Source organism: Kitasatospora sp. NPDC052896 (genome assembly GCF_044547075.1).
Lineage (GTDB): Bacteria > Actinomycetota > Actinomycetes > Streptomycetales > Streptomycetaceae > Kitasatospora.
Genome location: NZ_JBITZU010000039.1, coordinates 16,547 through 30,623, shown reverse-complemented (window position 1 = coordinate 30,623; position 14,077 = coordinate 16,547). Strand labels below are relative to the sequence as shown.

Here is a 14,077-nt window from a genome sequence, read left to right as displayed (position 1 = left end):
TTGGAAGCCTTGGACGCCTTGGAAGCCCTGGCTGCCTTGGGTGCCGTCGTTTCCTTGGGGGCCTGTGGCACCTTGGATGCCTTGGGCGCCTTGTGTGCCTGTGGTTCCCTGAGTGCCTTGGGTGCCGGTGGCACCTTGTGCGCCGTCGTTTCCTTGGAAGCCTTGGACGCCTTGGAAGCCCTGGCTGCCTTGGGTGCCGTCGTTTCCTTGGGGGCCTGTGGCACCTTGGATGCCTTGGGCGCCTTGTGTACCCGTGGCTCCCTGACTGCCCTGGGTGCCGGTGGCACCCAGCACACCAGCATTCCCCTGGAGTCCCTGGAAGCCCTGGGCGCCCTGTGCGCCGGTGGGCCCCTGACTGCCCTGGGTGCCGGTGGCACCCTGCACACCAGCATTCCCCTGGAGTCCCTGGAAGCCTTGGGTACCCTGCGTCCCCGTGGCTCCTTGACTGCCCTGGGTGCCGGTAGCCCCTTGCGCGCCGTCGTTCCCCTGGAACCCCTGGAACCCCTGGAACCCCTGGAACCCCTGGCTACCCTGCACGCCTTGGGGGCCTTGGGGGCCGGGACAGCGTCCGTCTCCGCCTTCGTGCGCGTTGTTCGCTGGTCCGCGACCGTGTCCGTCCCCGCCACAGCCGTCCCCCTGCCAGTCGTCTCCCGTTGGCGCGCCGCGCCACCCGTTCAGCAGCGGGCCATTCTGACTACGATCGAGCCCCTGCGAATGGGTCCCGTCCGCAAGAGCGACCGTGGACGGCAGGAGGTTGACCACCGCCGCGAGAGTGGCGGCAGAGACCATCGCAGCGGCTCTCACGTTCGACTTCCGAAGCGATCTATGGTTCACCGAAAGACCTTTCAGACATGGGAACAGAACAGGACTACAGGAACAGGCCGGACAGCAGACACCTCATACCCGTCAAGAAGTCACCTCATCTGGGCACGTAGGCCGTCGGTGTGACGCCCGTCCAGCGGAAGTCTGATGGTGTGTCAGGGTGTGGGGCCGGGTGTCCTGGGTCGGGCTGCGGACTTGGAGCAGCGAAGGGACACGAACGGGAGCGCGGAACGTGGCCCGAGCGGAGCGACGAGTCCTACGCGGCGGGACGTCGCCACGAACACGATCACGGCCAGTACCTCACGAACTCGTACCGGTGCCGACGGCCGTCCTGCGACCGAGTCGGCGCCGCAGGCATCATCTGCTGGTGGAACAACTTTGCAAGGTCTCCGGCACTGGCCACGCACCTGAGAACGTGACAACACCCTTGCTCACGATCACCCACTGTTCCAGGCCACGCCGGGCCCCGGCTCGCGGGTCCTGGCCCGACGTGGCCATGCTTGGTGACCGGGGGCGTCAGATCGTGCAGACGGCGTAGGGGGTGGCGGTGACGGGTTGGGTGGAGGGGTTGGTGTAGGAGACCTGCCAGCCGTTGTTGATCGGCTGGCCGCCGACGTTGCTCGGGGGCGGCCCGGCGAACTGCGCGCCGCCGCCAGTGAGGACAGTGCCGGCGGGGCAGGGTGCCGTCGTCGTCGCCGGAACCACCTCAATCGCCAGATTGCCCGCTTGCGTCCCGATGGGAATGGTCGTGACCACGGTGTTCGACGCCGTGTCGATCACTGACACGCTGCCCGCACTGTAGTTGGCGACGTAGACGAAGGCACCGGAGGGGCTCACCGCCAGGTTGTCAGGGCCGCTGCCGACGGTGATCGTGGCCGTTACGGTGTTCGACGCCGCGTTGATCACCGACACGGTTCCCGAAGTGCTGTTGGCGGCGTAGACGAAGGAACCTGACGATCCCACCACCACACCCCATGGGCCGCTGCCGACGGTGATCGTGGCGGTGACGGTGTTCGTGGCGGTGTTGATCACCGACACGGTCCCCGAACTGCGGTTGGTGACGTAGGTGTAGGCGCCGGACGGACTCACCGCCACACCGGAAGGCGCGCTGCCGACGGTGATCGTGGCGGTGACGGTGTTCGTGGCGGTGTTGATCACCGACACGGTCCCCGAACCCACGTTGGCGACGTAGACGAGAGCACCGGACGGAGTAATCGCCACACCACTGGGGGTCGTGCCGACGGTGATCGTGGCGGTGACGGTGTTCGTGGCGGTGCTGATCACCGACACGGTCCCCGCGTTCTCGTTGGTGACATAGACGAATGCGCCGGACGGACTCACCGCCACACGGAAGGGGCCGTTGCCGACGGGGATCGAGGCGGTGACGGTGTTCGTGGCGGTGCTGATCACCGACACGCTGGCCGAACCGAAGTTGGCGACGTAGACGAAGGCACCGGACGGTGTCACCGCCAGACCGGCGGGACTGCTGAAGCCACTGATCGTGGTGGTAACGGTATTCGACGTCGTATCAATAACCGTCACCGTGTTCGCAACGAAGTTGTTGACGTAGGCGAAGGAGCCACCCGCCGCCTCGGCGGGCGTGGCACCACAGGCGAGTGGAACAACGACACCCGCCAGAACAGCCACCACCACGGCCAGCCGGGAACACACCCGCGCACGCCACGCCGCCCAACGCCGCCGCGGCCACCGACCTTCCGGAACATCCCGACCTGGAGTAACACTCGTCATGGAGACCTCCTCCGACATACTCAGAAATTCCGATGCCATGGGATTGCCGATGGCCAGTGCCAGGAGTACCACGGCGACAGGCATGAACCCGGAACGAGCGCGCAGGCCCCCGACCGTGTCGAAGAACAGGACGCCTTCGGCCGGAAAACACCTGGTGGCGTGCTGTTTCGGCGCCCGGTGGTTGAGCACGGAGAAGGACCTGGCCGACCTCCGGGCGGGCACTACGCCGCAGGTGTTCCGTTCAGGCCCAACGCTGGGCACGGTCACGATGCTGTCGGGTGCGGCGCGGCCGCGTCACCGAGAACGAGCTGATCGGCAAGGGCCGGGGCACACCACCGTGCTGCATCCACGCCAAGCCGGTACCGCTGCCGAGATCGACTCCTTCCTGGACTCCGACATCGGCGACGTCGCGGAGCGCGTCTGCTCCGCTTTGACGGACACCGTGACTCTGTTGCTCTATTCGGGTTCGTCGATCAGGCCGCGAGTTGGTGGGCGAGTTGGGAGAGTCGGCTGGTCCGGGGACGTTGGGGGTCTTCGGCCCAGTGGGCGTCGAGCCGGATGACGTTGATCGCGGCGGCGGAGTAGGCGAGCTGGAGGCTGGTCCTGGGCAGGCCGCGGTAGCGGGCCCGGCGTAGGCCGGTGACGTCGATCGCCTGGTTGATGGTGCCCTCGACACCGGCCCGGAGGGCGTACTTGGTCTGCCAGCTGTCGGTCTTCTGCTCGGCGCGCGCGGCGGCGACGGTCTCGTGCAGCTCGCGGGGCCGCAGGGTGAGCATGCGGTTGCCGCGCGCGGCGGTGGTGCACTTGTCGCGGGAGGGGCAGGTGCCGCAGTCGGAGCGGGCGAACTCGATCACGATGGCGTCGTGGCCGTGCTGCTGGACGGGATACCAGCCGGTGCTGGTGCGGCCTTCGGGGCAGTGGACCTGACGTGCTGTCCAGTCGATATGGAAGGCGCTCTTGTCGAAGCCTTCGGCGGCCCGGGCCTGTCGGGAGTGGTCCGCCAGCAGCGGTGTGATCATGACGATGCCCTCGACTGCGGCGGCGGTGACCAGGTCGGCGGAGGGGTAGCCGGAGTCCAGGTAGTGCTTGCCCGGCTTGACCTGCCGCTCGGTCAGTCGCTGCTGGATGCCGGCGGTGGCGGTCACGTCCGGTGCGGTCGAGGCGGTGGTGACCACGTCCGTGATCAGGTTCGGAGTCCGGATCCCGGCCCCCATCGGGGCGCCGCCGGAGTTGTCGTCGCAGGTCTCGGTGAGGTGGACCTTGTAGCCGCACCAGAACAGCTCGTCTCCCTTGGCGGACCAGCGGGCGTCGCTGTCGTAGGGGGGCGAGCCGCAGATGGCCGGGCGGGACGCCGTCCACCTCGGCCTCCCGCTTCCTGACCACCTCCCGTCCCCGGGCGTCGGTGTGCACGTAGTACGTCTGCATGAAGATCCGCCGCAGCAGCTGGACCGCCTCGATCTCCCGCAGCCACACCGGGGCGCCGGGTGCGTGAATCACGTGCAGCAGCGCGAGGGCGTCCTGGCCGTAGACCTCGGCCAGCCGGTCCCGCTTCGTCTTCGACGAGGGCAGCCGCCATGAATCGACCCTGGCCGCGTAACGCAGTTCCCACTCCGCCACCGGTACCGCTTGTGCGAGCCAGGTCGGAGCGGCCGCGGCCAGCGCCTCCAGCACCGCCCGCACGCTCTCACCGGCAAGCTCCAACCGGTTCAAGTCCCGCACCGCGCTGATGACATGGGTGGAGTCGGTGCGCTGCTTGCCCCCGGCCTCGATCAGCCCCTCCTGGGGGCAGTGTTCCACCAGCCGGTCGAAGACCAGGCGCTCCATGCCGTGCTCGACCAGCCGGGCCCGGAACTTCGCCAGCACCGTGAAGTCGAACCCCGGATCGGTCAGCTCCAGGCCGATCGCGTACTTCCAGTCGGTCGCCCGGACCGCCATCCCGGCTGCCTGGCGGTCGGTCAGGTTCTCCGCGAACTGCAGCACCGTGACCAGCGCCAGCATCCCCGGTGACAGGCCCGGCGCCCCGCGCACCCCGAACGCGGACGCGAACGGCTCGTCCGCGAAGACCTCCGCCAGCTTCTCCCGCGCCCGCATCGCCAGCGTCCCCTTCGGGAAAGCCACCGCCGCGACCAGCGCCGTCTGCTCCGGGACCTCCGGCAGCCCCACCGCCCTCATCGACACCCACCACCCCCGCGATCGCCTGTCCACGAGACGACCACAGAAGCGATCAAGCCGCAGTCACCCGACCTGCGGCCCGAATAGAGCAACAGAGTCCAGCAAGGCCACAAAGCACAACCCGAACGCCGAAATGCGCTCGCCGTTCCTGTCTCTGCGGGTCCGCCCGGTCAACCGCACCATCCGCCGGGCCGCCGACGGATCCCTGCCCGACTGCTGGCTCCTCGTCGAGTGGCCTCCCGACTCCGCCGAGCCCACCGACTACTGGCTTTCGACACTGCCCACCGACACCCCGCTACGCGAGCTGGTACGAATCGCCAAGATTAGATGGCGAGTTGAACACGACTACCGCGAACTCAAGGACGGCCTCGGCCTCGACCACTTCGAAGGCCGCAACTACTCCGGCTGGCACCGCCATGTCACCCTCGCCGCCCTCGCCCAGGCCTTCTGCACCATGCTCAGGCTCGACCCAAAAGTCCCTGCGCCGGCCTGACCCTCCACGCGGTCCTCCGGGAACTCCAGGCCCTCCTGGCCACCTGGACCGGCACCTGCTCCATGTGCGGCCAACCCACACCAACCCCCGAACCCCACCACAGGACCTAACAAAGCCCTACTGGTCGGCAGCCCCCTGGGCTCAGCCCCATCGAGTACGAGGAGGAGTACTACGCCGAACAGGCATCGACCCAACGAACGAACCTGAACACCAATCAACCCACCTTGACCTGCTGATCAGCACCCCCACCCGCCGAGGGAGCCTCGATCACCGCCAGTGTGATGCATGGCACACGTCAATGTAGGGTCAAGACTGCGTATATGTGCGAATCCGTCTATTTGGTGGGTCTAGGGTGATAGAGGTTTTAGAGAGACACCTCGTTCGGTGAGGCGTCTTCACGGACACAGGCCACTGACCCGACGACGTCGAGAGACGCCCAGGGTCAGGACAGATCCTCCCGACCTAAGGGTTGATCCCAAGTGGCTTCCCGCGCAGAGTGTCGCGGGATCACGCCGTGGAGTGCCAAAGCTCTGACGAGTTGGGGTGTGCCGGCCGTGGAGCCGTGCGCTGGAACGTTCCCTGAACACATCGACGACACGCATGGCCCGTGACGGGCCCGGCCGGAAGGAGGCGATGGACATGGACTGCAGTAGTCCGGGCCACAGTAGCCCCTACCCCCGCCTGCTCTCGCTCTCCCATAGCACGCGGTAGACACCCCACCACGAGCACCACTGACGTGTAACCAACCAGGCGCCGGCCGTGCCTGGTTGTGGCGTGGGCTGCTACCGCCTGCCCCGAATCGCCCCTGACCGGGGTATCGGAAGGCTGTCATGACCGACACCACGATCCGAGCGCCGCGCACCGCGGTGCTGGACGACGCCCACGTGGGCGACATCAAGGGTGCCCTGGGCACCATCCGAGTGGACGACGACGCCCCGCGCCAGGGCCTGTCCGCCAAGCTCAAGACCCTGCTGGCGATCGTCGGCCCCGGTCTGATCGTCATGGTCGGCGACAACGACGCCGGTGCCTTCGCCACCTACGGCCAGGCCGGCCAGAACTACGGCACCCACCTGCTGTGGACACTCTTCCTGCTGATACCGGTGCTGTACGTCAACCAGGAGATGGTCCTGCGTCTGGGCGCCGTCACCGGAGTCGGTCACGCCCGCCTCATCCTGGAACGTTTCGGCAAGTTCTGGGGCGCCTTCAGCGTCATCGACCTCTTCCTGCTCAACGCCCTCACCCTGGTCACCGAGTTCATCGGGATCACCCTGGCCACCGGCTACCTCGGTCTACCCAAGGCCGCCTCCGTCGTGCTGGCCGCCGCCATCATCATCGCCTCCGCCTTCACCGGCTCCTTCCGCCGCTTCGAGCGCATCGCCGTCACCCTGTGCGCCGCATCCCTGCTGCTGGTACCGGTCTACTTCCTGGTTCACCCGAAGGCCTCACAGATGGCCCACGACTTCGTGGTCCCGAACATGCCCGGCGGCAGCGGCCAGCTGTCCACCGTCATGCTGCTGATCATCGGCATCGTCGGCACCACCGTCGCCCCCTGGCAGCTCTTCTTCCAGCAGTCCTACGTCATCGACAAGCGCATCACCCCGCGCTTCATGAAGTACGAGCGCATCGACCTGGTGATCGGCCTGGGCGTGGTGATCATCGGCGCCGCCGCGATGATGGGCTTCGCAGCCGCCGCGTTCGCCGGCACCGACGGCTTCGGACAGTTCACCGACACCGCCGGCATCGCCACCGGCCTGGCCCAGACCTCCGGCCACCTGGCCGCAGTGCTGTTCGCGATCGCCCTACTGGACGCCTCGATCATCGGCGCCTTCGCCGTCACGCTCTCCACCGCCTACGCCATCGGCGACGTCTTCGGCATCAAGCACTCACTACACCGCGACCTCAAGGGCGCCAAGGGCTTCTACGCCGTCTACGCCGGCCTGGTCGCCGCCGCCGCGACCATCGTCCTGATCCCGGGATCCCCCCTGGGCCTGCTCACCGAAGGCGTACAGACCCTGGCCGGAGTACTCCTGCCATCAGCCTCCGTGTTCCTCCTGCTGCTCTGCAACGACAAGCAAGTCCTCGGCCCCTGGACCAACGGACCCAAGACCAACGCCTTCACCGCCGTCGTGGTCGCAGTCCTGGTCACCCTCTCGATCATCCTGACCGCCTCCGTCCTCTTCCCCGACATCACCTCCGACACGATCATCGACATCATGGCCACCTGCGCCACCGCCGGTGTACTCGCCGCCGGATACGCCTTCACCAAGCGACACACCAACACCAAGGGAGACCCAACCGACCACACCAACCACACCGACCGCGACACCTGGCGCATGCCCCCACTCCACGAACTGACCAAGCCAGCAATGTCCACCACCCGCAAAATCGGCATGGCCGCACTGCGCACCTACCTGCTGATCGCCATGGCCATGGTCATCATCAAGATCACACAAGTAGCACTCAACAACTAACCCCCCTCACCCCAACCGAAACAGAATCAAAGAGGGGACGTGTCTCACCAACCGATGTGGTGGTGACACGCTGACGAAGACGCAGAGCTGAGCCACACCGGGGGCACTGCTCACTGAGCCCTTTTAGCTGCTACTCGACAGGGTGAGACCGTGTCCACCGCTGACACCTGCACTGACCAGCCTGACCGTGCTCGGTGCGCCGACCACAGCCGCAGCCCGGTCACCCGAACGGTGGCCGCTCTGAAAAGGCTCACTGACTTCGGTGCTTGAAGCCAGTGGCGGTAGCAGATCTCGGGAACGACCGCGCAGGTCACTTACAGCCCCCTTCCATGTACGTGACGTCTTTTGAAGTGGAGAGAAGTGTTGGACGGTTGGACCGAGTTGGACGGGTTCGTGTGTGGCGTGTGTGGTGCTCCGTTGATGTGGAAGGGGCGGGGCCGGCCGCCGCGGTACTGCACGACGACAAACGCGTGCAGATCCAAGGCCACCCGCGCTCGAAAAGCCCACGCGAAACTCCTGGACGCCCTGGTCAATGTTGCCGTGCTCGAGCTGGAACCGGCACCACCCGGCATGGCCGACAGGCTGCCACCAGGACCGCTTCAAGGTGTCCTCGCCACGGGAGAAGCCCTCAACGGCGCCGCCCACCACTACGTCAACACCGTCCAGCAGGGCGAAGACGCAAAGCAAGCCCTGAAGCAACTGCGCCACCTGGTAAGCCTGCTCACCGAGCGCCTCCTGGACCAGGCCGAGCGAGCCAAACGGTCAGACAGAGCCGAGCGAGCCGTGCAGGAGGCACAGGCCGTTCAGGGTGAGCGGGCAGACCAAACTGAGCGAGCCAAGCAGGCTGGGCAGGTGAAGCCGGCCAGGCTGACGGAGCGGGCGCGCGGGGACCTCACGGATTGCGAGGGGCAGGGGTCGCTGGCAGTTCCCAAGGCTCCTGGTGGTTCACCGGGTTCGGGGTTGCCCGGGAGACGGGGGCTGTCGGTGGTCCCCGAGGTCTCTGGTGATCCCTTGCTTGTGGTGCCCGACGAGGACCGGGTGTCGTCAGCATCCATGGGTGCTGTGGAGGTGGGGCCGATGCCGTCGGCGCCGACTAGAGGGCCTGGGGCGGGACCGGAGAAGCCGACGCTGGGCGATGCGGGTGCGTCACGGGGCCAGGCTGTCAATGCTTCTGCTGGGACCGTACCTGGTCCTGCCTCGGGCTCTGTCTCGTCCTCGGGCTCGGCCTCGCCTCTCGCTACAGACCGGATACCCGTCCGGGGGTCGGGCCTGGCCCGGCTTGCCGTACCGGACCTCCTCCCGGCCCGTGAGGCGAGGGAGCAGGCGTCGCATGGTGGGGGGCTGATGTTGGACGAACTGGTGCCGCCACTGCGACGTGGCTTGGGACTGCCGGTTGTGCGCCACCTGCTGGAGACCGTTGGCCCGGGCTGGGAGTTGCTTAGCTGGCGCGGGGTCATCGGCGTGCACCTGGTCGTCTACCAAGGCCGCTACATAGGCTGGGTGGAACGCGCGCAGAGCGATCCGGACCGCTGGGTGGCGGTCTTCGACAGCATGGTCATCACCAACGACCGCACCGGCGGGCCCCTATGGCACCGCCACGGCGAACACGCGGCCCGCACCATCGCCACTGTCCACCGCAACCTGTCAACCGACCACCGCAACACCACGACGACATGACCAAGCTCCTCAGGCACCAACTAGTTTCCTGTGCCGGGAATTCGATCAAGATATGCGGCGAGGCGCTGGAGGATCTCGTCGGCGTCCTTCGTCCAGGCGAAGGGCTTCGGATTGTCGTTCCACTGGGCGATCCAGGCGCGGATGTTGCGTTCCGGTGCTTGGAGGTTCTTGTGGACTCCGCGTCGTATCCGCTTGTCCGTCAGCAGGCCGAACCACCGCTCGACCTGGTTGAGTCAAGACGATTAGGTGGGCGTGAAGTGCATGTGTGCCTGACCCCGTATTCGACTTGCCGAAGAGCCAGAAAGCCCACCAGGAGTACAGGCCGGCCCCTTCAGCCTAAAACAGGGGTGCGTATCGTGCCGGGGACGCCGGCCTCCACGAGATCGAGGGAGCCCAGCGTCCCGACACCGGGTGACGTCAGGACCCGAGACCATGCTTCGTTCTGCACCCATCCCCAGGTCCACAAGGCCCTACCCGACATGGTAGCGACCACATCCCATCAGCGATCGATTACCACTACCCACGGCCATCCCGGCAAGCTCTCCAACCGTCGGGGTACCCAGCGTGTGCACGCACCCCCGTAGTCCCGGCATGGTGTCCTGTCACCACGCCACGACAGGTACCTTTTCTGACTCTTTTTTAGACACATTGCACACCTTATTGCGCCGGAAATCGATGCTTGATTGGCGAGTATTAAAGCGCCAACAAGGCGACTTTGCTTCGAGCTTGACTCTGTGCTTAGCTGTGAATGCATCCAATCGGCAACGAACAGATCCTGATTGGATGTTGTGCTTCTCGCTAGGCGCGCCCTCGTGAGGGTGAAGCTAACTTAATGTCAGAATATTGCTCTCATTCTCTTTGGCATGCTTGGCTCTCAAATCATCGGGGCTGCAATGCCTCGGTTCCCCAGTGATCCTCCAAAGGAGATGTAGCGTGAGTGCATTCGCGCGCAGGAACGGTGTCGCACGTGTAGTGGTGCCCTTCGTCGTCACCGCCGCCATTGCGACCATGGCGAACACGGCCACGACCACCAACGCCTATGCTGCCGGTGACACGGCGACGAACGTCAGGCTCAGCCAGGATCTGCTCGATAGCCTCGTGCAGTACGGCGACCCGAGGCTTTGGGCGGACGCGAGCCCCTTCCCCGTCCATTCCTCCTCCAATCTCAATTTCTCGCTCTACAACGCCAACATCTCCCCTGATGGGGATGTGACCAGGACGCCGGGCGATTCACTCGTCATGGAGCATTCAACGCTCAACAACACCGGCAACATCGAGCAGGAAATGAGGACCCAGAGCACTAGCCTTCAGGCGACATCCAGCATCGCCGTCGCAAATCAGCAGACGAACGGAATCTCCGTCGAACTCTCGTCGAGCGTGAAGCTGTGGGAGATCTGGGAAAGCAGTGTCAAGTTTAAGTACGACCACAGCTGGAGTAGCACCACGACCAAGACGGATAGCAACACCACGACTGTCTCCACGGTCTCCCAGGTAGTCAGCGTTCCCCCGCACTGCCAGGCGATTGTCGACTCTGGTCTCGCCCAGGAGAAGATCAGCGGAAAGCTGAAGGCCTCCGGTGATCTACGTGGAACCTTCACCTGGAGTGCAAGTGGGCCGAGCACGGGTACTCTCTCCGAGACCTTCGACTTGGTTGATCTCGCACAAAAGGCACAGGCCAACGGACTCAAGTTGCCCGCAGGGTTTTCCTTTGACGGCCAGCACTTCACCGCCCAGGTAAATGAGATGGACATCGCGGCGAATGTCTATGCGACGAACTACAATTCGACCTACAGCTTCAAGAACCTCCCGGGTGGCAACTGCGAGTCCACAGCAACTCCGGCACCTCGAACCTTTCAACTCGCGTGAACGATCAGGATCCATGGGAATGCGGAAAGCAGCGGTAGACCGATTCGCCGCATGAGCAACAGAGAGATCCACTAGCTTCAATCTGGATCCATCGAGCGGTGATGGGCTGTGGGAGGGGCTGACACAGAGAAGTGCCCGCTGAGCTGGGAAGATGGGAGTTCTCTAAGCTTCCATCGGCCCGTCCAGCAAGGCGCCTCTTAAGTGAAATCCTCCCATAGCCCGGCGGCGACGTTCGCCGCGTTCGGCCAGGCCTCGATCGTTCACGTGCGCGCGCCGGCGTGAGGGGTTCGGCTGGGGTGTCCGGTTACTGGCGGTTTGCTCTGAGGGTTGATCGTCGGGGGTCAGGCCGGTGGGCCGCGTGTCGTCGCGGGTGCCGTCGGTGTCCACTCGCCGAGGGTGCTGCCGGGTGCCTCCTTCCGGTGTGTGTGGGGGCGGCGGTGTGCTGGTCAGCCGGGGTCGGGCAGGGCCTGGACCCGTTCCCAGGCGGTGACGACGGGCTGGGACGCGGGCCAGGTGGGGTCGAGTTTGAGTTCGCGGCGGCGGGCGTGCTCGGTGGGCTTGGCTGGGACGTCGAGCAGGTCGGTGCGGATGGTGGCGGGCTCGGCCTGGGCCAGGGGGCGGTCGAGGGCGAGCAGTTGCAGCCAGGCGAGTAGGTCCATGGCCAGGGCGAGCAGGGTGCACCAGGCCTGGTTGAGGGCGAATTTGAACAACGGCAGTCGCAGCAGGGTCAGGGCCTTCGACCTGCGGATCCCGGACTCGACGTGCGCGTGGGCCCGGTGACGCGCGTCGAGCCACTGCAGCTGCCGGCCGCGGGTGTTCGTGGCGATCACCGTGTACCGGAACCCGGTCGCCTGCTCGTAGGGCTTGAGGTCCTTGATGTACTTCGGGTGGACTGGCTCGCGCCGGACGACGATCCGCAGCCCGGGCGGCCACTCGGCCAGGTCGAGCAGGTCGGTGATCTCCACCAGGGCGGCGTCCTCGCGTGGATTGCCTTTCGCGTCGAGCGCGGGCGTCCACGCCTTGTTGGGGACCTTGGCCAGGCCGGCCCAGAAGTCCTCGTCCCGGCTCCAGCCGACCGAGAACTCCCAGGTGTGGGCCTTGTTACCGCCACCGGAGGCGATCCAGGCCAGCCACTCCTTGGTCGCTCCCGCGCCGTCGGCCCGGAACAGGACTTTCGCGCGGCGCCGGGTGGGCAACTGCCGGACCGCCTCGGTGGACACCTCGATGTGGTCCTGGGTGGTGTTCGCGCCTGCCGAGCCGGGCCGCAGCCGGCACACCAGGTGCTCGTCGGTGTTGTCGAGGAACACCAGTAGCGGGTGCAGTCCGAAGCCCTTGCGGTGCGGTTCGGCGCCTTCCTTCTCGAAGTGGGCGGGGACGAAGGAGGCATCGATGTCCAGCACGCTCCAGCCGGTCAGCGGCCTGCCGTCCACGCGTATCCACGGGAAACCGCCCGGGCGCAGGTCCAGAAGGTCGTGGACCCGGGAGCGGACCTTCGCCCGTGCCGAGGTCACCTTCGCGAGCTGGACCGGGCCGATCCCGTCGAGCGTCCGGTACAGCGTCGAGGCCGAGGCTGGCCGGCCGAGCACCAGCGCCGCCTGCCGCATCACCGCGATCCCGGCGATCGAACGCGCCCCCAGCAGCACCGCACACGCCGCCGACACCAGCACCTGGCCCCGGTCATGGACCGGGCGGAAGTCCCGTCGCACCAGCGCGCCGCTCAACGCGTCGGTCAGGCCGACCTTGTCCGCCAGCCGCCGCACCGGCACGATCCCGGCCTTGCCCACCAGCTTCCGCCCGCCCGCCGACAGCGACAGGCCCTCCGCCCACTCGGTAAGCTCCGACACCCGAAGGGTGCCTCCTCCCCGCCATGATCCAGTCCTAGAGAAACTGAATCATCACAGGTCGAGGCACCCTTCCTCGCTGTTCTCACACTCGGTCACCAGCACCGGCCCCCACGGTGAATTCATGAGGCTGGGCATGTCGCGGGCACACTCCGGTCGTGAAGGTCACCGGCAGCGGCTCCGGCCGGGTCTCGCTCGCCGCCCTCGTGTGCACCAGACCCGGCGACCCGCGGGCCCGGCTGATCTACCGAATACTGGTCCACACCGGCCGCAAGGGCGAGAAGAAGGGCTTCCGCGAGAAGGACTACGCCACGCTCCTGGACGCCGCCCACCAGCAGCTCGGCAAGAAGATCGTCCTGATCTGGGACAACGCCACCCAGCACAAGGACTCCGTGATGCGCACGCTGCTTGTCAATCCCCTGGAAACGTAGAGTCGTCTCTATGCGGCTTCGTCCCTGTGGTGGGTCTCGGCGATCGTGTCCCCGCTCGTGGTGTAGCCGATCAACCCATGGTCGTGGTGGTGGTGTTGAGTAGCGCGGGGGCGCTTTCGGGGAGCTCGGCGGGGTAGATGTCCATGCTGCCCTCGGGCAGGTAGCGGCGGGGGAAGGCCCCCCAGGCCCGACGCGGTCGCCGGAGACAAGGTCTACTCGTCCCGAGGCAATCGTTTCTACCTTCGCGAACGGCGCATCAAGGCGGTCATCCCGGAGAAGAAGGACCAAGCCGCCAACCGGAAGAAGAATGGCGGCAAGGGCGGTAGGCCCGTCAGCCACGACGTCGACCTCTACAAGGAACGGAACACCGTCGAGCGCCTGATCAACAAGCTGAAGGCCGGGCGAGGCATCGCCACCCGGTTCGACAAGACCCCCGAGAGCTACCTCGCCGGCCTCCACCTCCGCGCCTCGATGATCTGGATCGATGATCTCCTACCGACCACCAGCTGATCACGACATCACACAGGCCCTAGTACTGCAACGGTGCTTACCGTG

8 protein-coding genes, 3 pseudogenes and 1 riboswitch are annotated in these 14,077 nt (G+C 66.2%); of the genes and pseudogenes, 6 read left to right on the top strand and 5 right to left on the bottom strand.

Features of this window, described 5'->3' with window-relative positions:
- Positions 1–1,338: 1,338 nt before the first annotated feature.
- The 3 genes and pseudogenes from ACIGXM_RS35675 to ACIGXM_RS35665 form a co-directional block, all read right to left on the bottom strand.
- Complete coding sequence (locus ACIGXM_RS35675; RefSeq protein ID WP_396568275.1) at positions 1,339–2,760, bottom strand: beta-propeller fold lactonase family protein; 1,422 nt, start codon at positions 2,758–2,760, stop codon at positions 1,339–1,341.
- Between the two features lie 284 nt (positions 2,761–3,044).
- Positions 3,045–3,851 carry a transposase gene (locus ACIGXM_RS35670; protein WP_396568284.1) on the bottom strand — a complete coding sequence of 269 codons (807 nt, stop codon included), beginning with the start codon at positions 3,849–3,851 and terminating at the stop codon, positions 3,045–3,047.
- 592 nt (positions 3,852–4,443) lie between these two features.
- A pseudogene (locus ACIGXM_RS35665) lies at positions 4,444–4,569 on the bottom strand (transposase); the annotation flags it as partial.
- 307 nt (positions 4,570–4,876) lie between these two features.
- Between ACIGXM_RS35665 and ACIGXM_RS35660 the strand changes: the two are divergent.
- The 3 genes from ACIGXM_RS35660 (at position 4,877) to ACIGXM_RS35650 (ending at position 9,384) form a co-directional block, all read left to right on the top strand.
- Positions 4,877–5,236 carry a transposase gene (locus ACIGXM_RS35660; RefSeq protein ID WP_396568283.1) on the top strand — a complete coding sequence of 120 codons (360 nt, stop codon included), beginning with the start codon at positions 4,877–4,879 and terminating at the stop codon, positions 5,234–5,236.
- Between the two features lie 369 nt (positions 5,237–5,605).
- Positions 5,606–5,786: riboswitch (M-box (ykoK) riboswitch) on the top strand.
- A gap of 280 nt (positions 5,787–6,066) precedes the next feature.
- A complete protein-coding gene (locus ACIGXM_RS35655) occupies positions 6,067–7,707 on the top strand; it encodes an NRAMP family divalent metal transporter (RefSeq protein ID WP_396568274.1) in 1,641 nt (546 codons plus the stop codon).
- A 1,344-nt stretch (positions 7,708–9,051) separates the two neighbouring features.
- On the top strand, positions 9,052–9,384 hold the full coding sequence (locus ACIGXM_RS35650; RefSeq protein WP_396568273.1) for a hypothetical protein: 333 nt from the start codon (positions 9,052–9,054) through the stop codon (positions 9,382–9,384).
- 20 nt (positions 9,385–9,404) lie between these two features.
- Here ACIGXM_RS35650 and ACIGXM_RS35645 read toward each other — a convergent pair.
- Positions 9,405–9,650: pseudogene (locus ACIGXM_RS35645) on the bottom strand (IS630 family transposase); the annotation flags it as partial.
- A 667-nt stretch (positions 9,651–10,317) separates the two neighbouring features.
- On the opposite strand from ACIGXM_RS35645, the gene ACIGXM_RS35640 reads away from it, so the two are divergent.
- Entirely contained in the window at positions 10,318–11,250 is a 933-nt protein-coding gene (locus ACIGXM_RS35640) for an ETX/MTX2 family pore-forming toxin (protein ID WP_396568272.1), read from the top strand.
- Positions 11,251–11,696: 446 nt separating this feature from the next.
- On the opposite strand, the gene ACIGXM_RS35635 is transcribed toward ACIGXM_RS35640, so the two are convergent.
- Positions 11,697–13,094 carry an IS1380 family transposase gene (locus ACIGXM_RS35635; protein WP_396568271.1) on the bottom strand — a complete coding sequence of 466 codons (1,398 nt, stop codon included), beginning with the start codon at positions 13,092–13,094 and terminating at the stop codon, positions 11,697–11,699.
- A 155-nt stretch (positions 13,095–13,249) separates the two neighbouring features.
- Here ACIGXM_RS35635 and ACIGXM_RS35630 point away from each other — a divergent pair, with 155 nt between their 5' ends.
- Together ACIGXM_RS35630 and ACIGXM_RS35625 are read left to right on the top strand one after the other, a co-directional pair.
- Positions 13,250–13,522, top strand: a complete 273-nt coding sequence (locus ACIGXM_RS35630) for a transposase (RefSeq protein WP_396568270.1) — start codon at positions 13,250–13,252, stop codon at positions 13,520–13,522.
- A gap of 171 nt (positions 13,523–13,693) precedes the next feature.
- Positions 13,694–14,032: pseudogene (locus ACIGXM_RS35625) on the top strand (transposase); the annotation flags it as partial.
- Positions 14,033–14,077 lie beyond the last annotated feature (45 nt).